Source organism: Modestobacter sp. VKM Ac-2979 (assembly GCF_026967995.1).
Taxonomy (GTDB): domain Bacteria; phylum Actinomycetota; class Actinomycetes; order Mycobacteriales; family Geodermatophilaceae; genus Modestobacter.
Map to the genome: position 1 here is coordinate 115,561 of NZ_JAPVBO010000001.1, position 26,462 is coordinate 142,022.

A 26,462-nucleotide genomic window follows, 5' to 3' on the forward strand; every position below is an offset into this window, starting at 1 on the left:
GGCTCACGTCAGCGCCGGGACCGCCGGCTCCTCGGACGTGACCTCGGAGTCTGTGCTGTGCAACGTCTCCGACCCCCCGGTGTAGTCCGTGGCCCGGTGGGCGTACGGGTCCTCGGTCGGCGGCGCGTCCTCGCCCGGCTCCTGCGGGGAGGCGAGCCCGGCGGACCGGTCGACGCGCGGCGGCCGGGTGAAGTCCGACCACCCACGGGCCAGGTTCAGCCCGACCGCGGTGGCCTTGATCCGGTTGGCGCTGCGCCGCCCGGCCTCGCTCTCCCAGGACTCGGTCGACAGGTTTCCGACGACGACGACCGGGTCGCCCTTGGTGACGCTGCGGGCGACGTTGCCGCCCAGCTCGTTCCAGCAGGCCACGTCGATCCAGAGCGTGGCGCCGTCGACGAAGCCCTTGGTCTCCTCGTCCCAGCGGCGGGACGTGGACGCCATCCGGAAGTTGGTCACCGACCCGTTGCTGGTGCGGTGCTGGCGCGGGACGTCGACCACGTTGCCGACGACGTGCAGAGGGGTGTCGTTCACGGTGCTCCTCAGGGTGCGGTCCCCGGCGACCTGCCGGGCTGTGACCACCGTGGAGCGCAGCGGCGCCCCCGGACAGGCGTGCCGCCGGACTGTGGACGCGCCCGCTCGCTGTGGACGACCGGCGCCGACCGGTCGGGGCCGACCGGTAGGCACCCGCGACGCCACCCCCGGTCCCGGCACGGCGGCCGGGGTCCGATGCGATGATCTGGCCGCGAGCGCCCGTAGCTCAGTGGATAGAGCAGGTGCCTTCTAAGCACTTGGTCGCAGGTTCGATCCCTGCCGGGCGCGCCACTGGCTCCCCCCGTCCCCGGTGTACGCGGGCGCCGGCTCGCCCGATCAGCCGGCTGGACGCAGTCGGTCGGCGGGGCGCAGACCGCGCACCCCGCCGACCGACTCACGTCGTCGCGACCGGACGACTCCTAGTCGTCGTCCTCTTCCTCGTCGACCATGCCGCCGTCCTCGACCACGCCGGAGTCCTCGACGCCCTCCTCGTCACCACCGCAGGCGGTCATGGTGAACGACGCAGCGGCGATGGCGACGCCGGCGGCCGCGGAGCGCCACCGGTTGCGGCGTGCGGGCAGGGAGATGCTGGTCATCGTTCTCCTCGTGGTCGATCGGCCGGGGCCGACTCGGATGTGGGCATGGCCGACATGCCCGGCGTCCCGCGGTCCCAACCCCGGACCACCGCCGTCGTCAGGACGCGGCGCGGTTCGGCGGACCCGGCTCAGCTCGGGCCGGACGGTCAGCCTGCGCAGGGCGTCTCGGCGCCCGGGTCAGGGAAGCGTCCGGAAGGTGCCCGAGGCGACCACCGTCCGGTCCGTCCCGGTCTCCAGTTGGTAGTAGTAGGACCTGTCCGGGGAGAGGCTGCTGTTGATGGACAGCGGGACGACGTCGTTGCTGGTCGTGCGGTAAGTGTAGAAGCCGGTCTGCGAGCCGAACGGTGAGGCGGAGACCCGGAGGGTGGTCCGCGACGTGTTCGGGGGGACGTACGCGGACACGGTCACGCCGATGCGGCTCGTGGTGACGGTGTGCTCCCACGGCTGCGGGCTGGCCGCGGGCTCGGACCCGGCGATCGGGGTGGCGTGCCGGTTGAGGACGCCCTCGATGATGGTGCCGAACTGACCGTTGCGGGCGTGGCCGACCCCAGCCGGGTGCTCGTGCGACGTCTGGAAACCGCGGTCGGCGTACCAGGCCTCGCCGACCTTGGCCCCGTAGGGACCGTTCAGCGAGTTCAGGCCACCAGGCGCGGACCCGTTGGTGTCGGTGTCCAGCTCGCCGGTGTCCCAGTGCATGTGCACGTTGGCCTTGAGCGACGCGGGGAACGCGTCCGCGGCGACCGCGGGTGCGCCGCCACCGCCGATCACGATGGTCCCGCCGCCGGTGAGGAGCTCCGAGTGCCGGGGGAACAGGAATCGGGTCGTCAGCTGCGCCCCGGTGCTGTACCCGCCCAGCCACACGCGGTCCCGGTCGATGTCGTACTGGCCGTAGACGGAGTCGATCAGCGCGGCCAGGTGGTCGGCGTACCCGGTCGGGTCGCCCCGCTCCCAGCACTGGCAGGCGCGGTTGGGGCTGGAGGGCACCAGCAGGACCATGTTGTTCCGCTTCGCCACGGCGACGACCCCGTTGACCCCACCCAGTGAGTAGCTGGCCGACGGGTTCTCGAACCCGTACTCGCCGGTGCCGTCGGCGTAGACGAGCAGCCCGACCGGCTGGAAAGGGTCGATCCCGGCCGCGTACAGGTGGTGCTGGGCGGTGTACCCGGCGCCGGTGAACGTCTGGAACGTGCGGTCGGTGAGCGGGCCGCCTGATCCGCCGGTCGGGGCGGCGACAGCGGGTGTGGCGGTGGCGGTGGCGAACAGCGCGACCAGCGCTGCCAGCACGATGCGGGACGGGCGCACGAGGGCTCCAAGCGCGTTGAGGGGTTCGGACATCTCGCCGACGGGGGTGCGTGGACGACCCGTCTGTTTCACGGTTGATGTCACAGGCCGGTCACAGCCTGCGGGGTCGGCGCGAGGCACGCCCGGGGAAGCCGAGAGAGTCTTCTCACCGTTCAGCCGCCGGCTGCTCACCGCACCCGGCCGCGAGCGAGCGGGTCCGGCTGGTCGGTACGTCGGTCGATAGCCTGCCCCGCCATGGGCCTCTTCGGGACGTTCACCTACAGCGACGGCACCTGGACCAGCCCGGACGCCCGCCGCGAGCCGTACCTGGTCATCGACGTCCACGACAGCGACATCGCGACCATCGACTACCGGCCGAGCGGGGACGGCGGCGGCCGGTGCCACCTCGGGTTCCAGCCGCGCGTCTACTTCGAGGACCCGACCGCGAGCGCGCCGGTGGACAACGACGCCGAGGCCCGCGGGCTCGCCCACTGGGCACGGCTGGCGACCGGGCGGGAGGTCGACCCCCGGGACGTGGCGGCGTTGCTGGCCCCGGACGACGAGGACGACGACCCCGAGGACCTCTTCGTCGAGGAGACCGTGCGTCGGCTGCTCGAGCTCACCGGCGTCCCGGTGCCGGAGGAGCTGACCGGGGAGGTGTCACCCCTCGAGGAGTGACACCTCCCCGACGCGCTGCCGGCGACGAGGTGACGCGGACGGGGCACCTCGGACCACCTGCCGACGGCCTACGCTTTCCCGCATGTCCGCTCCCCAGATCCCATCCGAGACCGGGCCGGATCACCCCAGTCGGATGCAGGACGACCTGGGGGACGTGATGGGCCGGATCGCCCGCACCCTGCAGGAGGAACACGGCGACGTGGACCGCACGCTGGCGTCGATCACCGCCGCCGCGGTCGACACGGTGCCGGGCACGGACATGGCCAGCATCAGCCTGGTCATCCGCCGCCGCGTCGAGCCACAGGCCGCCACCAGCGAGCAGGCCCGGCAGATCGACGCCCTGCAGTCCGAGTTCGACGAGGGGCCCTGCCTGGACGCCCTCCGCGAGGAGCAGACCGTCCGGGTCGACGACCTCGCCAGCGAGTCCCGCTGGCCGCGCTTCGCCGGCGAGGCCGCCCGGCGGGGAGCCCACAGCATGCTGAGCTTCCAGCTGTTCACCGAGGGCGACAACCTGGGTGCCCTGAACCTCTACGCCCGGGAGCCGCACTCCTTCGACGCCAAGTCGGAGTCCGTGGGGCAGATCTTCGCCTCGCACGCCGCCATCGCGCTGTCCGCGGCGCGGCAGGAGTCGAACCTGCGGAGCGGCATGGACAACCGCGACCTGATCGGCCAGGCCAAGGGCATCCTGATGGAGCGCCACCGGCTGACCGCGGCACAGGCCTTCGAGCTGCTGGTGCGGGCGTCGTCCCACACCAACCGCAAGCTGTTCGACGTCGCCGAGGAGCTGACCAGCACCGGGGCCATGACGATCGACTGACCGTCGGCCGTCAGCCCGCGGCGCGCTCCGCCGGAGGGGTCCAGCCGATCGCCGGGGCGACGTGCCTGGCCACCGTCTCCAGCAGGTGCGCGTTGTACTCCACGCCCAGCATGTTGGGCACGGTCAGCAGCAGGGTGTCGGCGTCCCGGACGGCGGCGTCCTTGGCCAGCTCCTCGGCCAGCTGGTCGGGCTCGCCGACGTAGCTCTTGCCGAACCGGGCCCGCACGCCGTCCAGGATGCCGACCTGGTCGTCACCGCCCCGGCCCGAACCGAAGTACTGCCGGTCGAGGTCGCTGGTGATCGGCAGCACGCTGCGGCTGACCGAGACCCGCGGTTCGTGCGCCCAGCCGGCCTCGGCCCAGGCCGCGCGGTACAGCTCGATCTGCTCGGCCTGCAGCTGGTCGAAGGGCACCCCGGTGTCCTCCGAGAGCAGCGTGGAGCTCATCAGGTTCATCCCCTGCCGCCCGGTCCAGACCGCGGTCTGCCGGGTACCCGACCCCCACCAGATCCGCTGCCGCAGCCCCGGGGACTGCGGCTGGACGGCGAGCCGCCCGGACGCGCCACCGGTCATCCGCGGGTCGGCGTCCACGACGGTCTCGCCGCTGATGGCCGCGAGGAACAGCGCCGTCTTCCGCCGTGCCAGGTCGGCGTCGCTGCGGCCGTCGTCCGGCACGTGGCCGAACGCCTCCGAGCCGCGCAGCGCCGTCTCCGGTGAACCGCGGCTGACGCCCAGCTGCAGCCGTTCACCGCTGAGCAGGTCGGCGGCCGCGGCCTCCTCGGCCATGTAGAGCGGGTTCTCGTACCGCATGTCGATGACGCCGGTGCCCAGCTCGATCCGGCTGGTGCGCATGGCCATGGCGGTCAGCAACGGGAAGGGGGAGGCCAGCTGCCGGGCGAAGTGGTGCACCCGCACGTAGGCGCCGTCGAGGCCCAGCTCCTCGGCGGCCACCGCGAGCTCGACGCTCTGCACGAGCGCGTCCCGCCCGGTCCGCACCTGCGAGCCGGGGATGGACTGCCAGTGCCCGAAGGACAGGAAACCGATCCGCTTGTCCACTGCACTCACCTCTCATCGTCTGCACTGCGGCGAGCGTCGGCGGGGCCGGGGGTGTTCCCCGGACCCACGGTGGGATGACCTGGAGCGGTGCGTGCGTTGCCGGATGTGTCCAGAGTCATAACCAACGGAGGAGCAGGCATGCGCGCGACCGTCGAGGACACCGTCATCGCCGAGGCACCCGAGTCCGAGCTCGTCCGCATCGAGGGCAACTGGTACTTCCCGCCGTCGGCCGTCACGGCCGGCTCGCTCACCGAGAGCCCGACGGCCTACACCTGCCCGTGGAAGGGGCCGGCACAGTACTTCGACGTGGTCACGCCCGCGGGCACCCGCAAGGACGGCGCCTGGAGCTACCCCGACCTCAAGCCGTCCGCGGTCGACCGGGTCGGCAAGGACTTCGCCGGCTACGTCGCCTTCTCCCGGGAGGTCACCATCGCCGAGTGACACGCCGCGGGCGGGGTCGGTGTGTCACAGCGGGCCGGCGGGACGACTGAGGCCGACCGGTCACGGAAAGTGACGGCACGAACACAATCGACCCGTGCAGGTTCCCCGGCTGGGGGCGGGGCATGGTCCAGGCTGTCCGGGTGACCATCCCCGCCCCCGAGTCGCCAGGCGCCCCCGGGCCCGCCGGCGCTGCCGGGCGACGACTGAGCGCGGCCGACGTGCTGCTGGCCGACCGCGGCCAGCTCTTCCGCGCCCTCTTCCTGTCCGCGCCCGTCGCCAAGGCCGTCGTCGACCCGGACGGCCGGCTGCTCGTCGTCAACTCGGCGATGTGCGAGCTGACCGGCCGGACCTCCGGCGAACTCGTCGGCCGGCACCTGGACCTGCTCACCCACCCCGACGACGTCCCCCTGGAGGACCGCGCCGCCGAGCACGTGCCGGGCACCCCGCTGCTGGACCCCCAGCTGCAGGTCGTCGGCGAGCGCCGGTTGCGCCGCGCGGACGGCAGCAGCATCTGGGCGATGCAGACCCAGGAGCTCGTCCACCACAGCAACGGCGAGCCGCAGTTCGTGCTGCTCACCCTGGTCGACGTGACCGACCGCCGCCGGGTCGAGGACGACCTGGTCCGCCGCACCTTCACCGACCCGCTGACCGGGCTGCCCAACCGGCGGGCCCTCACCGAGCGGCTGCAGCGTGCCCTGGCCGCGTCCGGCCGGCGCGGCACGCTGGTCGGGCTGCTGCACCTGGACCTGGACCGCTTCACCGCCGTGAACGACTCCCTGGGCCACGAGGGCGGCGACCAGCTGCTCTGCCAGGTCGCCGACCGGCTGCGCTGGAGCACCCGGGTGGAGGACACCGCCGTCCGCTTCGGGGCCGACGAGTTCCTCGTCCTCGCCGAGGACGTCGAGGACGTCGAAGGGCTGCACACCCTGGCCGACCGCCTGCTCGGCGTGCTCGACGAGCCCTTCCACGTGCTCGACCGCGAGGTGACGCTGTCGGCCAGCGTCGGCATGACGCTGGGCTCCGACCTCGCCCCCGAGGCCCTGCTGCGCCAGGCGCACAGTGCGCTCGCCCGGGCCAAGGCCAGCGGCGGCCGGGGCCGGATCGAGGTGCACGACGAGGCGCTCGGCGAGGGCTACGTCGACCAGCTGCAGCTGGAGACCGACCTCCGGCACGCGCTGGAGGCCGGCGAGCTGCGGCTGTTCTACCAACCGATCGTCGCACTGTCCGACGAGCACCTGCTGGGCTACGAGGCGCTCATCCGCTGGCAGCACCCGACCCGCGGTCTGCTGCCCCCCGGCGCGTTCCTGTCCGCGGCCGAGGACAACCGGCTCACCTCCCGGCTGGGCGCCTGGGTGCTGCACCAGGCCTGCTGGGACGCCGCCGGCTGGGACCCCTCCCTCCGGGTGCACGTGAACATCTCCGCCCGGCACCTGGCCGAGCCGGGCTTCAGCGAGCTCGTCGCCGACGCCCTGGCCGAGTCGGGGCTGGCGCCGGACCGGCTGGAGCTGGAGATCACCGAGTCGACCGCGCTGTTCGCCGCGGACGCGACGCTGCACGCCGTCGACACGGTGACCGAGACGGGCGTGACCCTGGCGCTGGACGACTTCGGCACCGGCTACTCCGCGATCACCGCGCTGCACCGGCTGCCCATCCACACCCTGAAGATCGACCGTTCCTTCGTCGCCGACATCGTCGCCCAGCCGGCCACCGCGGCCCTGGTGCAGGGCCTGCTCCAGCTCGGTCAGGGCATGGGCCTGCAGGTGATCGCCGAGGGCATCGAGGACGGCGAGCAGGCCCGCTGGCTGCGCGAGCACGGCTGCGCGATGGCCCAGGGCTACGCCTTCGGCCGGCCCGCCCCGCTGCCGGCCCGCGAGCTCGACGAGTACCCGGCACCCCTGCGGCTCGGTGACCTCGACGACCCGCCGGTGCACCCGACGCCCGACCCGGCCCCGGCAGCCGGTGACAGCTCCGCTGCCGAGTCCCAGCCGGAGTGGTCCGGATCGGACGACGACGAGACCGGACCCGGGTTCGACCTGGGCGCCGCGCTCGCCGAGCAGGACCTCGACGGGCCCGGCCCGGCCGTGGGCAGCGCCGCCGTCCCCCAGCTCGACTCCTTCGAGCTCCCGGGGACCACGACGGAGCCCCCGTCCACGCCGTCGGCCGATGCCCCGGTGCGCGACGAGATCCCCGAGGCGGGGCCACCGCAGGGCGACTCCTTCGACCCGGGCGTCTTCCGGCCCTCCAGCGCGCTGCTGGAACTGCGTGCGCTGCTGGCCGCCAACGGTGCCCCCGACGCCCCGGGCGTCCCCGGGCCGCGGGAGCCCGCGGAGCTGGGCGACCTGCGGGCGCTGACCGCCGACCCGACCGACCTCTCCGGGCTGCGCCCGTGGCTGGAGTCCTTCCAGCAGCGGCTGGGCCTGGACACCGGCGACCTGCCGGAGGTCGGCCGCAGCTGACCCGGGGAACGGACCTGCGCGTCCGTCCCCCGGGTCAGGAGTCCTCTCTCCGGCTCAGGAGTCCGGCACGGGGACGACGCCGGCGCGCAACGGGAGCGCGTCGGGTCGCTTGGCCGCCCGCCCGTCGCCCGAGGACTCACCGCGCAACCGGCGGCCGATCCAGGGCAGGACGAACCCGCGCACCCAGGCGAGTTCCTGCCCGACCACCTCCCGCACCGGCAGCGGCGGCGCCGGGTCCAGCGGGGTGCGCCAGTCCGTGTGGTCGCCGGCCACCGGGACGCCGAGCGCGGCCGCGGCGGCCAGCGCCGTCCGTCGGTGTCCCTCGGCCGTCAGGTGGATCCGGTCGCCCGGGTCCCACATCCGGGCGTCCTGGACCCAGGAGGCGCCCCACTGGTCCAGCACGACGGCGCCCTGCCGGGCGGCGATCGACCACAGGTGGGTGTTGAAGACCGCGACCCGGCCCCGGGTGCGGCGGATGATCGGCGTCTGCCGTGGGTCCACGCCGGTGGCCAGCAGCACGTCGGCCCCGGCCGCGCGGAGGGAGACGACGGCGGACTCCAGGTCCGCGGCCAGCTGGTCGGGGTCGGCGCCCGGACGCAGCAGGTCGTTGCCACCGGCGACCAGGCTCACCAGGTCCGGTCGGGAGGCGAGCGCGACCGGCACCTGCTCGGTCAGCACCTGCGCCAGCAGCCGGCCGCGGACGGCGAGGTTCGCGTACTCCACGGTGCCCGACGGCGAGGCCGCGGCCAGGTGCTCGGCGAGCCGGTCGGCCCAGCCCCGGAAGGAGTCCGGCGTCCCGGGCTCGGGGTCGCTGAGGCCCTCGGTGAAGGAGTCCCCCAGCGCGATGTACCGCTGCCACGTCCGACGATCACTGCCCGGTTGCACGACCCCTACTGCACCACGCCCCTCCGGGCGCCAGGGTGACGGGGTCCGGCCGGCCCCGGCTGCCCCGTTGCCCTGAGGCCGCCCGGCTCAGCCGACCTCGTCGCCGGGCCCGCGGGCGCCCTGCGGAGCGCGCGCCGGGCCGGTGCCCGGGGCCGGCACCCCGCCCGGTGTCCGGCGGCGCAGCTCCTCGGGCAGCAACTCCACCAGCTCCTCCGGCAGCAGCGGCAGGTCCAGCAGCGAGAGCTTGACCCGGCTGCGGTCGGCGGCCAGCCAGTCGTCCAGCCGCACCAGCAGCCCGGCGTCCGCGCGGGCCTCGACGTGCAGCTCGTCCCCCGGCCCGAGGCGACCGACCACCAGGCCGTCCACCTCCACGGCCGGGCGGCCGGCGGTCTCCGGCAGCGCCAGGTGCAGCGGCTCGTGCAGCCCCAGCACCACGGTGCGGTCGATGCCGTTCAGCGGCGCCGACGGGGTGACGAGCACGCCCGCGGCCCCGGGGGACATCACCGGACCGCCGGCGGCGAAGTTGTAGGCCGTCGACCCCATCGGGGTGGCGATGATCAGCGCGTCGCTGCGGTAGTGGCCGTAGCGGCGGCCGGCCACCGACAGGGTCGCGTCGACCATGCCCTCCCCCGGCACCCGGGCCAGGACGACGTCGTTGAACGCCACGGTCTCCCAGCCCGGCCCCCGCACCACCAGGCAGCTGCGCGACTCCAGCGTCGAGCGGCCCTCGGCCAGCGCGGTGAGCGCCCCGTCCAGCTCCTGGCCCTCGACCTCGGTGAGGAAGCCCAGCCGGCCGAAGTTGACGCCCAGCACCGGGACGGGGTCGGCGACCACCATCCGCATCGCGCCGAGCAACGTGCCGTCACCGCCCAGGGCGATGATCCCGTCGCAGCTGCTGGCCAGTTCGGCGACGTCCACCGGCGTCACGCCGTGCAGGTGCAGCCGCTCGACGTCCGCCGCCGCGGCGACCAGCTCCACCCCGTGCGTCGTGGTCCAGGCCAGCACCTGGGCCACCGCGCCGACGCAGTCGCGGTACGGGTGGAGCACGAGGCCGATCCGGCTGCCATCGTGCACCCGTCAGCCCCGGTAGGTCTCGAGCAGGCGCAGCCAGATCTCGCTGATCGTCGGGTAGGACGGGACGGCGTGCCAGAGCCGGCTGATCGGCACCTCGCCGACCACCGCGATCGTCGCCGAGTGCAGCAGCTCGGCCACGCCGGCGCCGACGAACGTGACGCCGAGCAGCACCTCGCGCTGGGTGTCCACCACGGCGATCGCCGTGCCGGCGTAGCCGTCGGCGAAGAGCGAGGCGCCGGCGATGCTGCCGATCGGGTACTCCACGACCCGGTGCGGGACGCCGGCGTCGGCGGCCTGGGCGGCGGTCATCCCGACCGCCGCCACCTGCGGGTCGGTGAACACCACGCTCGGCGTCGCCCGGCGGTCGGCGGTGGCGACGAACGGCGACCAGTCGGCCAGGTCGACCTGCTCGCCGCGCGCCCGGGCGACGATCGCGGCGCCGGCCTGGCGCGCCTGGTACTTGCCCATGTGGGTCAGCTGCTGGCGGCCGTTGACGTCGCCGACGCCGTAGAGCCACGGGACGCCGGGCACCTGCAGCGACTCGTCGACGTCCAGGTACCCGCCCGGCTCCAGGCCGACCGTGTCCAGCCCGATCTCGTCGGTGTTGGCGGCGCGGCCGGTGGCCACCAGCACCTCGTCGCCGCGGAACTCGCCGTCGGCGGTCGTGAGCACCACGTCGCCGCCGTCCTCCCGCCGGGCCGAGCGCGCCTCGCTGCCCAGCCGGACGTCGACGCCCATCGCCCGCAGCGACGCCTCGACCGCCTCGCCGGCGGCCGGCTCCAGCGCCGGCAGCAGCCGGCCCCCACGCTGGAGCAGAGTCACCGAGGAGCCCAGCTGCTGCCAGGCGGTGGCCATCTCGCTGCCGACGTAGCCGCCGCCGAGCACCAGCAGCCGGCCCGGCGCCTCCTTGGCGCTGGTCGCCTCCCGCGGGGTCCACGGCTGCACGTCGGCGAGACCCTCGACCGGCGGGACGGCGCCGCGGGACCCGGTGCAGACGGCGACGGCGTGCCGGGCGGTGAGCACCAGCTCCGTGCCGTCGTCCTGGGCCACGACGACCCGCTTCTCCCCCGCCAGCCGCCCGTGCCCGCGCACCAGGGCGATCCCGGCGCTCTCGACCCACTGCGCCTGGCCGGCGTCGTCCCAGTGGCTGGTGAAGCCGTCCCGGCGGGCGAGGGTGGCGGCAACGTCCTGCTCGCCGGTGACCGCCGCTGCGGCGCCGGAGACGGCGCGGGCCTGGGCGAGCGCCTCGCTGCCGCGCAGCAGCGCCTTGCTGGGCATGCACGCCCAGTAGGAGCACTCGCCGCCGACCAGCTCGCTCTCCACCAGCACGGTGCTCAGCCCGCCACGGGTGGCGATGTCGGCGACGTTCTCCCCCGTCGATCCGGCGCCCAGGACGATGACGTCGTACGTCTGCTCCGCAGTGGTCACCTGGGCATTGTGGTCGACTGACCCCCGTGCCTGTCGATCCAGCCGACCACGCCGCCGCCCTGCGCCAGTACGCCGCCGGTGTCGTGCTGCTGACCGTGCGCGACGACATCGACGACGTGGGGACGACGGTCACCTCGATGATGAGCGTCTCCGCCGACCCCCCGCTGATCGCCGTGGGGCTGGCCGCCGACGGGTACCCGGCCGAGGTGCTGCAGGGCATCGGCAGCGGCGCGGTGAACGTGCTGAGCACCGGGCAGGCGATCCTGGCCAGCCGGTTCGCCACGGCGGGGCGGCCCAGCGCCCGGCACCTGCTGGAGTCGGTGCCGTGGCACCGCGCCCCGGTCAGCGACGCGATCGTGCTGGACGGCGCACTGGCCGCGCTGGACTGCACGGTCGCCTCGGTGGTCGAGGCCGGCAGCCACGTCGTGGTGCTGCTGACGGTGGAGGGCGTCCCGGTGCTCGGGGACGGCGACCCGCTGGTGCGACTGCGCGGCCGCTGGACCGACGGGGCGGGTGCGCCGCTGCGGCGCCCCTGACGGCTCACCCGCCACGCAGCACGTCCCGCAGCTGCCTGGCCACCTGCGCAAGGACGGCCTCTGCGCCCGGCTGGTGCACGGCGGCGACTCGTGACTCCGACAGTGCGGCGACCGCGAACCGCTGCCCGTCGGCGTGCTCCACCACGCCCACCTCGTGCCGGAGGTTGAGCAGCGTGCCGGTCTTGGACGACCAGCGGGAGGCGTCGGTGCTGAAGTCCGGGGTCAGCCGCTGCCGGTGCAGGTTGGCACCCAGCAGGTCGCGCACCCGTCGCGCGACCGCGGGCGCGATCGCCGAGGGCGACCACAGCGCCTGCAGCAGGTCGACGTGGGCCCGGGCGCTGCCGGAGTTGGCCCTGGTCACGTCCAGCTGGGCGACCGCGTGCCCTCGCCCGCCGGTGCCTGCGGACCGGGCGAGCACGTGCGCCAGGTGCACCTCGTCCTCCGTGAAGCGCTCGGCGGGTGTGTCGGTGAGGTCGCAGACCAGGTGCCGGACGGCGATCCCCTCGATGCCCAGCCGGGCGAGCTCGGCCCGCACCCGGTCCGGCGGGGTGAGCTCGAACAGCGCGTCGGCGGCCACCCCGTCGCTGATCGCGACGGCGAGGTAGAGCAGGTCATCGATGGCGATGGTCGCGGGGTGCCGGAACCGGCTGATCCCGGGTGGCCCGGGTGCGCCCACCTCGACCGGGCCGACCCGCAGCTGGGTGCCCCCGTCGAGCTCGCCGCGCTCGATCCGCTCCAGGGTGGCCACCGCGAGGGGCACCTTGACCAGCGAGGCGCTGGGGAACACCGCGTCGGGCTCCAGGCCGATCTCCTCGCCCGTCGCCAGGTCCCGCACCAGGAGCCCGGCCCGCAGTCCGGCCACCCGCAACGCCGACCGGGCCTCGTGCAGCACCACCGCCGCGCTCACGCCGGTGGCCCGACGTGCTCCGGGACGCCGAGGCAGCGCCCCACCGACGCGTGCAGCTCACCCCGGAGTCGCTGCACGTCCTCCCGGGCCCGCCCGGCGACGTCGTAGCCCCGCAGCACGGCCAGCTCGCCCAGCGGCCGCCAGTGCAGCCCGAGCTCCGTGGCCTGGACGGCGGAGCAGAGCAGCACGTCGGCCGAGCCGAGCACCTGGGCCGCCGCCGTGACCAGCGACCGGGCCACGCCGAGCTGGCCGGGGTGCAGCCCGACGGCATCGCGGAGCCGGGTGAGCCGGTCGCGCACGTGCGGGACGTCGTCCTCCGGCTGCACCCAGATGCGCCGCCGCGGGCCGCTGTCGGTGCGGCCGGGCCGGAAGGTCTCCAGGTGCACCACCGCCGTCCGAGGGGCGGTCCGGCCCGCCAGCCCCAGGGGGACCTGCCAGCCGGCCTCCTCCGGAGGCACCGCCACCACCGCTGCGCCCACCTCCGGGGTGTGCGCGAGCTCGCTGCGCCGGGTCGGACCGGCGTTCTCCAGCTCCAGGTGCAGGCCGTGCCGCCGGGCGTCGAGCACCAGCTGCGCGAGCACCGGGGCGGCGCAGGTCTCGGGCAGGACGAGCCGGAACGGGCGGTGCCGGGCGCTGCGGGCCTGCTCGGCCATCGCGTCGGCGAGCTCCACCAGCCGGCGGGCCGAGGGCAGCAGGTCGCGGCCGAAGGGGGTGAGCCGCACCTGTCGGGAGGTGCGGTCGAACAGCTTGCCCCCCAGGTGCTCCTCCAACGCCGCGATCCGCCGGCTGGCGACCGACTGCGGTATCCCGCCGGCCGCGGCGCCGACGGTGAAGGTGCCGTGGGCGCTGACGTCGACGAAGGCCCGGCACCCGGCGAGGACGTCCATTCCGCCAACCTATGCCGATCCTGCATCGATCCCTCCACTTCCGTCTTGGACCGCATGACGTCCGGCACCCAGGGTGGGGTCGTCGCGCGGCGGACCTCCTCGTCCGCCGCCTCCCCGGACCGGAGGACTCATGTCCCTGCCACGCCCCCGGACGCGCGCCGCACTGGCCGCGACCGTCCCGTTCCTGCTGCTGGTGACCGGCTGCGGCTCGCCGGACGCACCGTCCGCCGCTCCCGCGACCAGCACCTCCGCAGCCACCTCCGCTGCGGAGACCGGGTCCACCGACGCCGCGGCCGAGGCCGCCCTGGCCGCGCTGGAGACCGAGTTCGGCGTCCGGCTCGGGGTCTTCGCCGTGGACACCGGCTCCGAGGAGGTCGTCGAGCACCGCGCCGACGAGCTCTTCCCCTACGCCTCCACCTACAAGGCACTGGCCGCCGCCGCGGTGCTCGACCGGACGACGCCCGCCCAGCTGGACGAGGTGGTCACCTACACCACCGAGGACCTGGTGACGTACTCCCCGGTGACCGAGCTGCACGTGGACACCGGGATGACGCTGCACGACGTGGCGGCAGCCGCCGTGCAGGTCAGCGACAACACCGCCGGCAACCTGCTCGTGGACCAGCTGGGCGGCACCGCGGCGTTCGAGCAGGAGCTGCGCGAGCTCGGCGACGAGACGACCTCGGCCGACCGGTACGAGCCGGAGCTGAACACCGCCGTCCCCGGCGACGAGCGGGACACGAGCACGCCCCGGGCGCTGGCCACCGACCTGCGGGCGGTCGCCGTGGACGACGCGCTCGAGCCCGACGACCGGGCGCTGCTGCTGGAGTGGATGCGCACGGCGACCACCGGGGCCGCTCTGGTCCGCGCGGGCGTGCCCGCCGGGTGGGAGGTGGCCGACAAGTCCGGCAGCGCGGAGCACGGCACCCGCAACGACATCGCCGTCGTCCAGCCGCCCGGACGGGCCCCGATCGTGCTCGCCGTCCTCTCCACCCACCCCGGCGCCGACGCCGAGCCCTCCGACGCCGTCGTCGCCCGCGCCGCCGAGGTGGTCGCCACCGCCCTCCGCTGACCCCCGGGCCGGAGCGGCCCGTCCGCCCCTGCGAGCTCCGGCCATGTCGGCCGACATGGCCGGCCGGCGGCCGGACGGGGAGCCGGGGAACGCGGGTGTCGGGACGCGGGGTTAGCGTCGTGACCCTGATGAGCCAGCCCATCCCCGCGCCCACCGACTCCGCCCTCCGCCGCGCCCTGGTGCGCGCCGAGCGCGGGGTGACGCTGGACGCCACCGAGGCCGAGACCCTGCTGCACGCCCGCGGGCTGGGCGAGGGCGAACCGCTGGACCGGCTGCTGACCGCCGCCTCCCGGGTGCGTGACGCCGGGCTCGCCTCGGCCGGGCGCCCCGGGGTGGTCACCTACAGCCGCAAGGTGTTCATCCCGCTCACCCACCTGTGCCGCGACCGGTGCCACTACTGCACGTTCGTGACCACGCCCGGCCAGCTCCGCGCGCAGGGCAAGGCGCCGTTCCTGTCGCCGGACGAGGTGCTCGACGTCGCCCGGGCCGGGGCCGCGCTGGGCTGCAAGGAGGCGCTGTTCACCCTGGGCGACCGCCCGGAGGACCGCTGGCCGGTGGCCGCGGAGTGGCTCGAGGCGCACGGCTTCGACTCCACGCTGGGCTACCTCCGGGCGATGGCGATCCGGGTGCTGGAGGAGACGGGGCTGCTCCCCCACCTCAACCCCGGCGTGCTGTCCTGGGAGGAGATCCAGCGGCTCAAGCCGGTCGCCGCCTCGATGGGGATGATGCTGGAGACGACGGCGACCCGACTGTGGTCCGAGCCCGGCGGCCCGCACTTCGGCAGCCCGGACAAGGAGCCCGCCGTCCGGCTGCGGGTGCTGGAGGACGCCGGCCGTTCCGCCGTCCCGTTCACCACCGGCGTGCTGCTGGGCATCGGGGAGGACTACGCCGAGCGGGTCGACGCGATCGCCGAGATCCGCGCCTCGGCCCGGCGGCACCAGCACGTGCAAGAGGTCATCGTGCAGAACTTCCGGGCCAAGCCGCGCACTGCGATGGCCGCCCACGACGACCTGGACCTGCAGGAGTACGTGGCCGCAGTCGCGGTCAGCCGGCTGATGCTCGGCCCGTCCGCCCGGGTGCAGGCACCGCCGAACCTGAGCGACTCCACCGAGCTGGGCCTGCTGCTGCGCGCCGGGGTCGACGACTGGGGCGGGGTCTCGCCCCTGACGCCGGACCACGTCAACCCCGAGCGGCCGTGGCCGAACATCGACAAGCTCGCCGCGCTGAGCGCCGAGGCCGGGTTCACGCTGCGCGAGCGGCTGGCCGCCCAGCCCGGCTACGTCACCCAGCCCGAGCCGTGGCTGGACCCGCGGGTGCGCCCGCACGTCTCCGCGCTCGCCGGCTCCGACGGCCTGGCGGTCGAGGGCCGGCTCCCGGTGGGCCTGCCGTGGCAGGAGCCGGACGAGGCGTGGACCTCCTCCGGCCGGGTCGACCTGCACACCGAGATCGACACCGTGGGCCGCACCGGTGACCGGCGCAGCGACTTCGACGCCGTCTACGGCGACTGGTCGGAGCTGCGCGAGGCCACCGTCGCCGCCCGCGACGGCTCCTCCACCGCACTGACCGTCGGCGACCGGGAGGTGCTGGCCGCGCTGCTGCACGCCGAGCAGGACCCGGCCGGGCTCTCCGACGCCGAGTACCTGACCCTGCTGGGCGCCGACGGCACCGACCTCGAGAACCTGTGCGCGCTCGCCGACGCGGTCCGCCGGGACGTCAACGGCGACGACGTCACCTACGTGGTGAACCGGAACGTCAACTTCACCAACGTCTGCTACACCGGCTGCCGGTTCTGCGCGTTCGCCCAGCGCCGCACCGACGCGGATGCCTTCACCCTGTCGATGCAGCAGGTCGGCGACCGGGTCGACGAGGCCTGGGCCGGCGGGGCGACCGAGATCTGCATGCAGGGCGGCATCCACCCCGACCTGCCCGGGACCGCCTACTTCGACCTGGCCCGGGAGGTGAAGTCCCGCCGTCCCGACATCCACCTGCACGCCTTCTCACCGATGGAGGTCGTCAACGGCGCCGCCCGCACCGGGTTGAGCTTCCGCGACTTCCTCACCGCGGCGAAGGAGGCCGGGGTCGACTCCCTCCCCGGCACCGCGGCGGAGATCCTGGACGACGACGTCCGCTGGGTGCTCACCAAGGGCAAGCTGCCGACGGCGACCTGGCTGGAGATCGTCGAGACGGCGCACACCGTGGGCCTGCCGACGACCTCGACGATGATGTACGGCCACGTCGACACCCCCGCGCACTGGGTCGCCCACCTGCGCACGCTGGCCGCCCTGCAGGACCGGACCGGCGGGTTCCGCGAGTTCGTGCTGCTCCCCTTCGTGCACCACAACTCGCCGATCTACCTGGCCGGCGTGGCCCGGCCGGGGCCGACGAACCGGGAGAACCGGGCGGTGCACGCCGTCGCCCGGCTGCTGCTGCACGGCCGGATCGACAACATCCAGACCTCGTGGGTGAAGCTCGGCGACACCGGCACCCAGGCGATGCTCGACGGCGGGGCCAACGACCTGGGCGGCACGCTGATGGAGGAGACGATCAGCCGGATGGCCGGCTCCGGCAACGGGTCGCTGAAGACGATCGCCGAGCTGGAGTCGATGGCCGCCGCGATCGGCCGTCCGGCCCGCCAGCGGACGACGGACTACGGCACCCCGAGCGCCGAACGGATGGCCACCGCCCGCAGCGACGAGGGCCGGCGCGCCCTCACCCTGAAGCTCCTCTGACCGCTCGGGCCGTAGCCTCCCCCTCCGGGGACGACGAGGGAGCGGCGGCATGGGACGAGCAGCGGCGCTGAGCGGCCGGGTGCTGGCCGGCGGCGTGCTGGCCGGCGGGGTGCTGGCCGGGTGTGGCACCGGAGGCACGGACTCGAGGGACCTGCTCGACGTGTCCCTCGACGGCTTCGTGGCGGTCGCGGAACGGCCGACGCCCGCGACGCTGTGCGACCCGGACCCCACGGCCACGGCCAGCACGCCCCCGGGGCTGCCCGCCGGACTCGGCGACCCGGAGGCGGCGTACCTCCAGTCGGCGCCCACGACCGTCGAGGCGTACCTCTGGACCGCCGAGGACGCCGACGCGGCCCAGACCCTCGTCTCCGAGGCCACCGTTGCCGCGTCGGCCTGCACCTGGACGGTCACCCAGGACCTCGATCTCGACGGCGACGGGGTCACCGAGACGCCGGGGGCGCACGCTCAGCAGGTCGAGCAGTGGTCGACCGACGACTGGTCGGGGACGCGGATCGTCCGCACCGTCCCCGGGGCCGAGCAGGTGGACCGCCGGCTGGTGTCCGACGGTGCCGTCGTCCTGCTGGTGGTGACCCGGACGGACGGCGATGACCCCGCCCTGCTGACCCCCGCCGACGACTACCTCGACGCGGTCGCCGAACGCCTCGCCTGACCCGGGCCGGGGCCGGGTGCCGGCGGTGGCCCGCCGCGCATGGCAGGCCAGGAGGTCCCCGACGACTGACACCAGCCGCTGCGGCACGTCCGCGCCGGGGTGCGCATCGCCCGCAGCAGCCAGGGCGCGATCGTGGTGAGACCTGCCGGGCCTGCTGCCCCAGCCTGACCGCGCCGCCGACCGATCCGCCGCCGACCGGCCCCGAACGGCGGCACTGGGCGGACACGCGCTGACCAGGCGCCAGGCGGCACCGCCGGTCAGGCGGTCCAGCGGGACGGGGTGCGGCGGCTGTCGGCGCCGCTCGCCGTGCGCGCCCAGGCGGCCTGCAGCACGGCGGCCACCTCGTCGGCCTGCTCCGGCGGCACGCTCAGCGGCAGCCGCAGCCACCGGTCGGCGGTGCCGTCGACGGTGAACCGCGGTCCCGGGGTCACCCGCAGGCCCAGATCGAGGGCGTGCGCGGCCAGCCGGGTGGAGCTCTCCCCCGGCAGCTGCGCCCAGAGCACCGAGCCGGCCCGCGGCCGCACGACGCGCCAGTCCGGCAGCCGGGCGGTGAGCGCGGCGAGCAGCCCGTCCCGGGCGGCGGTCAGCCAGGCCACCCGGTCAGCGAGCACCTCGTCGGCGACGGCGAGCAGCCGGACGGCGACCAACTGCTCGAGCACCGGGCTGCTGAGGTCGACGGTGCCGCGCGCTTGGGCGAGCCGGGCCAGCAGCGCCGGGTCGGCGCGCACCCAGCCCACCCGCAGCCCCGACCAGTACGCCTTGCTCATCGAGCCGAGCGTCACGACCCGGCGGTCGAGCGCGGCGAGCGCAGTGGGCCGGGCGCCGTCGAGCACCAGCTCGGCGAACGTCTCGTCCGTGGCGACCACCGGGGCGTCGAGGGCGGACAGCAACGCCCGGCGCTGGCCGTCGTCGGCGAGCAGGCCGGTGGGGTTCTGCCCGTCCGGGGTCACCAGCGCGACGTCGGCCGCGGCGCCGGGCAGCTCCCAGCCGTCGGCGCCCACCGGCAGTGCGACCGGCCGCAGGTGGTGGGCCGCGAGGCAGTCCAGCGCCGCGGGGTAGGTGGGCTGCTCGACCAGTGCCCGCTGCCCGGGCCGGGTGACGGTGCGCAGCAGCAGGTCCCAGCCCGCCAGCGCGCCGTTGGTGACCAGCACCTGCTCCGGCTCGGTGGCCAGCCCGCGGCGGGTCAGGTGCCCGGCGACCGCGGTGCGCAGCGCGGGCAGGCCGTAGGGGTGCAGGCCGTGGCCGGCCAGCAGCGGGCGCAGGTCGTCGGTGGCCCCGGCGACGGCGTCGAGCAGCTGGGCGGGTGCCGGTGCGGCCGCGATGGTGAGGTCCCGGACGACGGCCGGCTCCCCCGGGTCGGCGTCCGGGCGGACCGGCGCGGAGGACGGGAGGGTCACCCGGCTGCCGGCACCTGCCGCACTGTGCAGGTACCCCTCGCCACGCAGCACGTCGTAGGCGGCGGTGACCGTGGTGCGGCTCAGGCCCAGCGCCTGGGCCAGCTGCCGTTCCGAGGGCACCCGGGCGCCCACCGACAGCCGGCCGTCGAGCGCGAGGCCGCGGATCCCGGCGGCCACGCCCGCGTAGGCCCGGCCGCCGTCCAGCCAGGGTCCCAGGAGGTCGGCCAGCCGGTCGGTGCGCACCGGGCCATTGTGCGGGACTTGGCCCTGTTCGGGCAGGGCCAAGTCGTCCAGGGTGGCCTCATGCGACTGATCGACCCGGTGCCCGTCGACCGCCGTCCCGCCCGGCTGGCGCTGCTGCTCGGCGGCCTGGCTCTCTACGGCGTCAGCGTCGCGATGATGCTGCAGGCCGGGCTGGGGCAGATGCCCTGGGGCGTGCTGGACCAGGGGGTGGCCGGCGTGCTGGGCATCGAGGTCGGCACCGGCTCGATCCTGGTCGGCGCGGTGGTGCTGCTGCTGTGGGTGCCGCTGCACCGCCGCCCGGGCCTCGGGACCCTGTGCAACGTCGTCCTCATCGGGCTGTCCATCAACGCCACGCTGGTGCTGCTGCCGGCACCGGAGGCGCTCGGCGCCCGCATCCCGTTGCTGCTGGCCGGGGTACTGCTCAACGCGGTGGCCACCTGCGCCTACATCGGCGCCGGGCTCGGCGCCGGGCCGCGCGACGGGCTGACCACCGGCATCGCCGCCCGCGGTCACTCCGTGCGGGTCGTGCGGACGACGATCGAGCTGCTGGTGCTGGGCGGCGGCTGGCTGCTCGGCGGCACCGTCGGCGTCGGGACGGTGCTGTACGCCGCCGCGATCGGGCCGCTGATGCACAGCATGCTGCCCGTGTTCCGGCTCCGGGACGGAGCGGTGGCCCCCGCCGCGGTGCCCGGAGTGCCGGTGGGACCCACCGACTGAGCGACGACGTCCTCGTGCCGCCGTCCACCCCGCACCGCGAGGAGGACCCGCACGCCGAGGAGGCGGTGGGCAGCGACTGACCGATCAGCCTGCCACCGGCGGGCGGCACCACAGCGCCTCGACGTCGCCGCCGTCGGTCTCCAGGACCAGCTCCCCGGCCGCGTGGGGCACCAGGACCGTCTGCCCGGCACGCACCAGGGTCGCCTGCTCCCCGCCCTGGGCCCGCAGCCGACCGCTCCCGCCGGTGACGACGACGACGCCGAACCCGGCGTCCAGCACCGCGCCGGCAGCGATCCGGTCGACCCGGAAGAACTCCGCCGCCTGCCCGGGCAGGACCGAGCCGCTGCCCTCGGCTCGCCGCACGAGCCGACCGACCTGCTCGGTGGAGCAAGCGGTCAGGTCGGCGGCCTCCAGCGCGAGGTCGAAGCCCAGCCCCAGGTGACCGTCGCGCTCGCCGTCGATGGCGAACCCGCGCCACTCCATCAGGATGGAGAGGTCCTCGGGCTCCTGGACCTCGACGAGGAAGACGCCCTCGCCGATCGCGTGGGGCATCCGGGCGGGCACCAGGACGGCGTCGCCCGGGGCGACCTCGATCCGGTGCATCGCCGCGAGGAGCGGCTCGACGTCCTGCTCCCGCACCAGCCGGTGCACCTCCGCGCGCGACAGGGCCCGGGCGAAGCCGAGGTGCACGCTGCCCCCGCGCAGGATCACCCACGCCTCGGTCTTGCCGTGGGCCCGCCCGAGGTGCTGGGCGGCGAACGCCGTGTCCGGGTGGACGTGCACGGGCAGCCGCTGGCCGGCGTCGAGCAGCTTCGTCAGCAGCTTCGTGTCGGTGCCGAAGCGCGCCACGTGCGCCGCCCCCAGCCAGGCCACGGGGTCGGCCTGGACCGCATCGCGCAGCACGCGCCCGTCGGGCAGGACCGAGAGCCCGAGCACGTCCTCCCCGTGCAGGGTGTTGGTGGCACCGATCCAGTCCTCCGGCAGGTTGCCGCCGGTCCACGGCACGCCACGGAACTCAGCGATCCGCTCACCGCCTGCGTAGAACCGGTCCGGTGGTCGGTTGCCGGGCAGCGAGATCGGCGAGAGGGACATGCAGGCTCCTCGATGGGCGGGAGGTGACGGGACCCGTACCGGGCAGGCGCGCTGACTCCCGGACGGGGATCACCCGGCAGCCGACCGACCCGTCGGAGACACCGGACGTCACCCTCCTCGCGGGCGTCGTGAGCGAAGCTATCTTTCACCGGCGGCCCGTCCACGGTCCCCTCCGTCCACCGGACGGCGGGACCGTCCTACGGTGCACGACTCGAGCACGATCCAACGGAGGAACAGACGATGAAGTCGATCTCTCGGGCCCGGACCACGTCCACCGCCCTGATCATCCTGGGCGCAGTGGCACTCAGCGGCTGCAGCAACGGAGACACCAGCGCGGGCGGCGGCGGAGGTGGCGACGGCGAGGTGGAGCAGGTCGGGCTGATGCTCCAGGACATCTCCAACCCGTTCTTCGCCTCGATGCAGGACAGCATGGAGGCGGCTGCCGAGGAGCAGGGCTTCGACCTCAACGTGCAGGACGGGCGGCAGGACCTCGCTGCGCAGAACGACCAGATCGACGCCTTCATCCAGCAGGGGATGGACCTGATCCTGCTCAACGCCGTCGACAGCTCCGGGATCGCCTCCGCGGTCGCCCGGGCCGAGGCCGCGGGCATCACGGTCGTCGCCGTCGACGTGGACGCCGAGGGTGCCGCCGCCGCCGTCACGACCGACAACGTGGAGGCCGGCCGGCAGTCCTGCCAGGCGCTGGTGGACGCCCTCGGGGGCCAGGGGAACATCTTCATGATCGAGGGCACCCCCACGACGGCTCCGCAGGACCGGGTGAAGGGCTGCGAGGAGGTCCTCGCCGAGAACCCCGGGATCACCGTCGTGGCCCGCCAGGCCGGCAACAACGACCGCGCCAGCGGACTCGCCCTGACCACCGACATGCTCACCGCGAACCAGGACGTCCAGGGGATCTTCGCGATCAACGACCCCGAGGCGCTCGGTGCCGACCTGGCCGTGGCCCAGGCCGGCCGCAGCGGCGTGACGATCGTCGGCGTCGACGGCTCCCCCGAGGCCGTGAACGCGCTGGAGGACCCGGCCTCGAACTTCGTCGCCAGCGCCGCCCAGGACCCGGGTGGCATGGCGTTGGAGGCCCTCGAGGTCGGCAAGGACATCGTCGCGGGGAACGCCCCGGCGGAGCGGGTCACCCTGCTCGAGCCGACGCTCGTCACCAAGGACAACGTGAGCTCGTACGAAGGCTGGTGACGGCGTGACCGGCTGGTGGGAGGAACTCTCGTGACTGGGTCAACAGCTCCACTGCTCGAGGTGGAGGGCATCAGCAAGCGCTTCGGCGCCACCCTCGCCCTGTCGGACGTGAGCTTCGACGTCCGGGCCGGCGAGGTGCACGCCCTGATGGGCGAGAACGGCGCCGGCAAGTCGACGCTCATGAAGATCATCTCAGGCAACTACCAGCCGGACACCGGCTCCATCAGGATCTCCGGCTCCCCGGTGACCATGGCCTCGCCCCGCGACGCCATGGCCGCCGGGGTGGCGATCATCCACCAGGAGCTCAACACCATCCCGGAGATGACGGTGGCCGAGAACCTGGCCACCGGGAACGAGCCGCTGCGCTTCGGGATGCTGGACCGCAGGGCGATGGTCGCGCAGGCCCGGGAGAAGCTGGCCCGGGTCGGCGCGGACATCGACCCGAACCGGCCGATCGGCCGGCTCAGCGTCGGCATGCAGCAGATGGTCGAGATCGCCCGCGCGGTCGCGGAGAACGCCCAGGTCCTGGTGCTCGACGAGCCGACGGCCGCGCTCTCCCGCACCGAGAGCCAGCAGCTGTTCGAGCTCATCCGGTCGATGCGCTCGCGCGGCATGGGGCTGGTCTACATCAGCCACCGCATGGAGGAGGTCTGGGAGCTCGCCGACCGGGTCACCGTCTTCCGCGACGGGCAGCTCATCGGCACCCGGGACATGCGGGCGAGCGGGCCGGAGCAGGTCGGGCCCGGCGACATCGTGAAGATGATGGTCGGCCGCGACATCGACGACCTCTACGTGCGCAACGCCCACCAGTCCGGGGAGGTCCGCCTCACCGTCCGGGACCTCACCGGGCCCGGCGACATCGGACCGGTCAGCTTCGACGTGCGCGGCGGCCAGGTCGTCGGGATGGTGGGCCTGATCGGTGCCGGACGGACCGAGGTGGCGCGGCTGATCTACGGCGCCGACCGCCGCACCGGGGGGACCGTGACCCTGGACGGCGAACCGCTGGAGGTGCGCAACCCCATCGACGGCATCAAGGCCGGGGTGGGGCTGCTGCCGGAGAGTCGCAAGGACCAGGCGCTGTTCCTGGACCTGTCGGTCAAGGACAACATCGGCATGTCCACGCTGCCGGACCACAGCAGCGCCGGCGTCGTCCGGAACGGGTCGCTGCTCACGGCCGTGCGCGGCGTGATGGACCAGCTCAAGGTGCGGTCCAACGCGCTGAAGCTCGAGTCGCGGGCGCTGTCCGGCGGGAACCAGCAGAAGCTCGTGCTCGGGCGGCTGCTGCTGCAGAAGCCCAAGCTGCTGATCCTCGACGAGCCCACCCGCGGGGTCGACATCGGCGCCAAGAGCGAGATCTACCGCCTGATCAACGAGATCGCCGGGACCGGGGCAGCCGTGCTGGTCATCTCCTCGGACCTCCCGGAGGCCCTGGGGATCAGCGACGAGCTGCTGGTCATGCGCAACGGCCGGATCGTCGCCACCCTCGACGCCCGCACGGCGGACGAGGAGAGCGTCATGCAACACGCCACCGGCGTCTACGACGACGGCGCCACCACGACCGAGACCGCTGGGACTGCCCGATGAACCCGATCACCGACACCACCCCGGAGAACCCCCTCCCGGACACGAAGCCCGAGCCGGCGGCGGTCCGGCGCGGGTCCGTCATCGCCCACTGGTGGGACCGGGTCGGCATCTTCCTGGTGCTGCTCATCCTCATCGCGCTGATGGCCGCCCTCGCGCCGAACTTCCTCTCGGTCGACAACGCCATCAACGTGGCGCGGTCGGTCTCGATCAACGCGATCCTGGCCGCCGGGCTCACCGTGGTCATCCTGACCGCGGGCATCGACCTGTCCGTCGGGTCGATCCTCGCGGTGGCCGGGGTGGGCAGCGTCCTGCTCGCGGTCGACGGGGTGCCCACGCCGCTGGCCCTGCTCGGCGGCATCCTCATCGGTGCCGTCGCCGGCGCGCTCAACGGCGCGTTCGTCGCCTGGCTGGCCCTGCCCGCGTTCATCGTCACCCTGGGCTCGATGACGTACCTGCGCGGCCTGGCCTACTCGCTGCTGGACGGCCAGCCGCTGGTCGCCAGCGACCTGGGCTTCCGCGGTATCGGCAACGGCAGCGTGGCCGGCATCCCGCAGCCGGTGGTCGTGATGGTCGTCGTCTACGCGATCTTCTGGTTCCTGCTGGAGCGGACCCGGTTCGGCCGCCACGTCTACGCCGTCGGCGGCAACATGGAGGCGGCCCGGCTGGCGGGGATCAACGTCAAGCGGGTGCTGCTGTCGGCCTACATGCTCGCCGGGGCGGCCGCCGGGGTCGCCGGCCTCATCTTCTCCGCCCGGGTGCTGTCCGCCCAGCCGACCGCCGGCCAGGGCTACGAACTCGACGCCATCGCCGCGGTCGTGCTCGGCGGCACCTCCCTGGCGGGTGGCCGCGGCCGGATCCTCGGCACGCTGGTCGGCGCAGTGATCATCGGGGTGCTGTCGAACGGCCTGATCCTGCTGGACGTGCCCTTCTTCTACCAGCTGATCATCAAGGGCGTGGTGATCATCATCGCCATCGCGCTGGACAGCCTGAAGCGCTTCTCCCGCGCCGGCACGTGACTCCGGGTCGGTGGGCGGATGCCGTCGCCCACCGGCCGGCCCCTGACCCACGACGCCCGTCCCGGTCCACCGACCGGGACGGGCGTCGTCGTCGCGGGCGCGATGCTCCTCCGCGCGCGACCGGTACGGCACGATCACCGCAGCACACCGGGCGGGAGGAGAGACGTGCCACGGGTCACCAGCGCCGACGTCGCCCAGGAGAGCGGCGTCTCCCGGACGACGGTGAGCTACGTGCTCAACGACAAGCACGGCGCGATGATCTCCGCGGACACCCGGGAACGGGTGCTGGCGGCGGCGGCCCGGCTCGGCTACTCCCCCTCGGCCGCCGCCCGGACGCTGCGCAGCGGCCGCAGCGACCTGGTGCTCTGCGTGCTGCCGAACTGGACGGTGGGGCCGGTCCTCGACACCGTCCTCGACGAGCTGACCCGGGAGCTGTCCGACCGGCAGCTGTCGGTGCTCGTGCACCACGGCCGGGGGCCTCGCCCGCTGGCGGACCTGTGGCGGGCGGTCACCCCGCGCGCCGTCGTCGGCTTCACCGAGTTCAGGACGGAGGACGCCGACGCCATGCGCCGGGCCGGCATCCAGGTGCTGAACACCTCCCTCGACGAGGACCCGCGCGCGGTGTTCGCCGTCCCGCAGACCCGGGTCGGGCAGCTGCAGGTGCGGCACCTGGCCGACACCGGGCACGTGCACCTCGGCTGGGCCGCACCCGTCGAGCCCCGGCTCGCCGACTTCGCCGAGCGGCGGCTGAGCGGGGTGCGCACCGAGTGCGCGCGGCTCGGGCTGGCCGCGCCAGTGGTGCAGGACGTCGACCTGGACGTCGATTCGGCCACCGCCGCCGTCCGCGCCTGGCGCAGCGCAGGGGTCACCGCGGTGGCCGCCTACAACGACGAGGTGGCGCTCGCGGTCCTCGCGGGCGTGCGCACCTGCGGGCTGTCGGTGCCGGACGACGTCGCGGTGATCGGCGTCGACGACGTGCCCGCCGGACGGCTGAGCGACCCGGCGCTGACCACCGTCGCCCAGGACGCGGGAGTGCAGGCCCGGGCGATCGCCACCGCCGTCGCCGCGGCGCTGGACGGCGTCCCGGCGCACGCCACCCACGGGGCCGAGGTGCTGCGGCTGGTGGTCCGTGGAACGGCGTGACCGGCGGGCCGGGGCACGACGCCCC

24 protein-coding genes and 1 tRNA gene are annotated in these 26,462 nt (G+C 74.5%); 14 read left to right on the forward strand and 11 right to left on the reverse strand.

Features of this window, described 5'->3' with window-relative positions; all coding sequences use genetic code 11:
- Positions 1-3: 3 nt before the first annotated feature.
- Positions 4-531, reverse strand: coding sequence for a single-stranded DNA-binding protein (locus O2W15_RS00555; RefSeq protein ID WP_269161885.1), 528 nt, complete (start codon positions 529-531; stop codon positions 4-6).
- Positions 532-746: 215 nt separating this feature from the next.
- Here O2W15_RS00555 and O2W15_RS00560 point away from each other — a divergent pair.
- Positions 747-822: transfer RNA gene (locus tag O2W15_RS00560), tRNA-Arg, on the forward strand.
- 128 nt (positions 823-950) lie between these two features.
- Here O2W15_RS00560 and O2W15_RS00565 read toward each other — a convergent pair.
- Together O2W15_RS00565 and O2W15_RS00570 are read right to left on the reverse strand one after the other, a co-directional pair.
- Entirely contained in the window at positions 951-1,127 is a 177-nt protein-coding gene (locus O2W15_RS00565; RefSeq protein WP_269161884.1) for a hypothetical protein, read from the reverse strand.
- 177 nt (positions 1,128-1,304) lie between these two features.
- Positions 1,305-2,462, reverse strand: a complete 1,158-nt coding sequence (locus tag O2W15_RS00570) for a hypothetical protein (RefSeq protein WP_269177964.1) — start codon at positions 2,460-2,462, stop codon at positions 1,305-1,307.
- A 201-nt stretch (positions 2,463-2,663) separates the two neighbouring features.
- Between O2W15_RS00570 and O2W15_RS00575 the strand changes: the two genes are divergently transcribed.
- Positions 2,664-3,086, forward strand: a complete 423-nt coding sequence (locus tag O2W15_RS00575; RefSeq protein ID WP_269161882.1) for a hypothetical protein — start codon at positions 2,664-2,666, stop codon at positions 3,084-3,086.
- Between the two features lie 82 nt (positions 3,087-3,168).
- The gene (locus tag O2W15_RS00580; RefSeq protein WP_269177965.1) at positions 3,169-3,903 is read left to right on the forward strand and encodes a GAF and ANTAR domain-containing protein; all 735 of its coding nucleotides are present in this window, start codon (positions 3,169-3,171) and stop codon (positions 3,901-3,903) included.
- 10 nt (positions 3,904-3,913) lie between these two features.
- Here the strand turns inward: O2W15_RS00580 and O2W15_RS00585 are convergent, their stop codons facing one another.
- Positions 3,914-4,966, reverse strand: coding sequence for an LLM class flavin-dependent oxidoreductase (locus O2W15_RS00585; protein ID WP_269177966.1), 1,053 nt, complete (start codon positions 4,964-4,966; stop codon positions 3,914-3,916).
- 129 nt (positions 4,967-5,095) lie between these two features.
- Between O2W15_RS00585 and O2W15_RS00590 the strand changes: the two genes are divergently transcribed.
- Positions 5,096-5,398: a DUF427 domain-containing protein gene (locus tag O2W15_RS00590; protein WP_269161879.1), complete on the forward strand. Its 303-nt coding sequence runs from the start codon at positions 5,096-5,098 to the stop codon at positions 5,396-5,398.
- Between the two features lie 140 nt (positions 5,399-5,538).
- A complete protein-coding gene (locus tag O2W15_RS00595) occupies positions 5,539-7,854 on the forward strand; it encodes an EAL domain-containing protein (RefSeq protein ID WP_269177967.1) in 2,316 nt (771 codons plus the stop codon).
- Positions 7,855-7,908: 54 nt separating this feature from the next.
- Here O2W15_RS00595 and O2W15_RS00600 read toward each other — a convergent pair whose 3' ends face one another.
- The 3 genes from O2W15_RS00600 to O2W15_RS00610 all read right to left on the reverse strand — a co-directional run bounded on the left by O2W15_RS00600 (position 7,909) and on the right by O2W15_RS00610 (position 11,241).
- A complete protein-coding gene (locus O2W15_RS00600; RefSeq protein ID WP_269177968.1) occupies positions 7,909-8,739 on the reverse strand; it encodes an SGNH/GDSL hydrolase family protein in 831 nt (276 codons plus the stop codon).
- Between the two features lie 87 nt (positions 8,740-8,826).
- Positions 8,827-9,786: an NAD(+)/NADH kinase gene (locus O2W15_RS00605; protein ID WP_269161876.1), complete on the reverse strand. Its 960-nt coding sequence runs from the start codon at positions 9,784-9,786 to the stop codon at positions 8,827-8,829.
- 30 nt (positions 9,787-9,816) lie between these two features.
- Complete coding sequence (locus O2W15_RS00610) at positions 9,817-11,241, reverse strand: dihydrolipoyl dehydrogenase family protein (RefSeq protein WP_269177969.1); 1,425 nt, start codon at positions 11,239-11,241, stop codon at positions 9,817-9,819.
- A 26-nt stretch (positions 11,242-11,267) separates the two neighbouring features.
- Here O2W15_RS00610 and O2W15_RS00615 point away from each other — a divergent pair, with 26 nt between their 5' ends.
- Entirely contained in the window at positions 11,268-11,777 is a 510-nt protein-coding gene (locus O2W15_RS00615) for a flavin reductase family protein (protein ID WP_269161874.1), read from the forward strand.
- A gap of 4 nt (positions 11,778-11,781) precedes the next feature.
- Here the strand turns inward: O2W15_RS00615 and O2W15_RS00620 are convergent, their stop codons facing one another.
- Both O2W15_RS00620 and O2W15_RS00625 read right to left on the reverse strand, forming a co-directional pair.
- Positions 11,782-12,684 carry a serine hydrolase gene (locus tag O2W15_RS00620; protein ID WP_269177970.1) on the reverse strand — a complete coding sequence of 301 codons (903 nt, stop codon included), beginning with the start codon at positions 12,682-12,684 and terminating at the stop codon, positions 11,782-11,784.
- Positions 12,681-13,571: a LysR family transcriptional regulator gene (locus O2W15_RS00625; protein ID WP_269161872.1), complete on the reverse strand. Its 891-nt coding sequence runs from the start codon at positions 13,569-13,571 to the stop codon at positions 12,681-12,683. Before O2W15_RS00625 ends, O2W15_RS00620 begins: the two co-directional genes overlap by 4 nt.
- A gap of 130 nt (positions 13,572-13,701) precedes the next feature.
- Between O2W15_RS00625 and bla the strand changes: the two genes are divergently transcribed.
- The 3 genes from bla to O2W15_RS00640 all read left to right on the forward strand — a co-directional run bounded on the left by bla (position 13,702) and on the right by O2W15_RS00640 (position 18,039).
- Entirely contained in the window at positions 13,702-14,640 is a 939-nt protein-coding gene (gene bla, locus O2W15_RS00630; RefSeq protein WP_269177971.1) for a class A beta-lactamase, read from the forward strand.
- A 128-nt stretch (positions 14,641-14,768) separates the two neighbouring features.
- The gene (locus tag O2W15_RS00635; protein WP_269177972.1) at positions 14,769-17,369 is read left to right on the forward strand and encodes a bifunctional FO biosynthesis protein CofGH; all 2,601 of its coding nucleotides are present in this window, start codon (positions 14,769-14,771) and stop codon (positions 17,367-17,369) included.
- Positions 17,370-17,418: 49 nt separating this feature from the next.
- Positions 17,419-18,039, forward strand: coding sequence for a hypothetical protein (locus O2W15_RS00640; RefSeq protein WP_269177973.1), 621 nt, complete (start codon positions 17,419-17,421; stop codon positions 18,037-18,039).
- 257 nt (positions 18,040-18,296) lie between these two features.
- On the opposite strand, the gene yczR is transcribed toward O2W15_RS00640, so the two are convergent.
- Complete coding sequence (gene yczR / locus O2W15_RS00645; RefSeq protein WP_269177974.1) at positions 18,297-19,679, reverse strand: aminotransferase-like domain-containing protein; 1,383 nt, start codon at positions 19,677-19,679, stop codon at positions 18,297-18,299.
- Positions 19,680-19,739: 60 nt separating this feature from the next.
- Here yczR and yczE point away from each other — a divergent pair, with 60 nt between their 5' ends.
- Entirely contained in the window at positions 19,740-20,396 is a 657-nt protein-coding gene (yczE, locus tag O2W15_RS00650; protein ID WP_269161867.1) for a membrane protein YczE, read from the forward strand.
- A gap of 84 nt (positions 20,397-20,480) precedes the next feature.
- Here the strand turns inward: yczE and O2W15_RS00655 are convergent, their stop codons facing one another.
- Positions 20,481-21,488 (reverse strand): class I mannose-6-phosphate isomerase, encoded by a 1,008-nt coding sequence (locus O2W15_RS00655; RefSeq protein ID WP_269177975.1) that lies wholly within the window; start codon positions 21,486-21,488, stop codon positions 20,481-20,483.
- 240 nt (positions 21,489-21,728) lie between these two features.
- Here O2W15_RS00655 and O2W15_RS00660 point away from each other — a divergent pair, with 240 nt between their 5' ends.
- The 4 genes from O2W15_RS00660 to O2W15_RS00675 all read left to right on the forward strand — a co-directional run bounded on the left by O2W15_RS00660 (position 21,729) and on the right by O2W15_RS00675 (position 26,437).
- Positions 21,729-22,694 carry an ABC transporter substrate-binding protein gene (locus tag O2W15_RS00660; RefSeq protein ID WP_269177976.1) on the forward strand — a complete coding sequence of 322 codons (966 nt, stop codon included), beginning with the start codon at positions 21,729-21,731 and terminating at the stop codon, positions 22,692-22,694.
- A gap of 30 nt (positions 22,695-22,724) precedes the next feature.
- Complete coding sequence (locus O2W15_RS00665) at positions 22,725-24,278, forward strand: sugar ABC transporter ATP-binding protein (RefSeq protein ID WP_269177977.1); 1,554 nt, start codon at positions 22,725-22,727, stop codon at positions 24,276-24,278.
- On the forward strand, positions 24,275-25,294 hold the full coding sequence (locus O2W15_RS00670; protein ID WP_269161863.1) for an ABC transporter permease subunit: 1,020 nt from the start codon (positions 24,275-24,277) through the stop codon (positions 25,292-25,294). Before O2W15_RS00665 ends, O2W15_RS00670 begins: the two co-directional genes overlap by 4 nt.
- 165 nt (positions 25,295-25,459) lie before the next feature.
- Positions 25,460-26,437: a LacI family DNA-binding transcriptional regulator gene (locus tag O2W15_RS00675; RefSeq protein WP_269177978.1), complete on the forward strand. Its 978-nt coding sequence runs from the start codon at positions 25,460-25,462 to the stop codon at positions 26,435-26,437.
- The last annotated feature ends 25 nt before the right edge of the window (positions 26,438-26,462 follow it).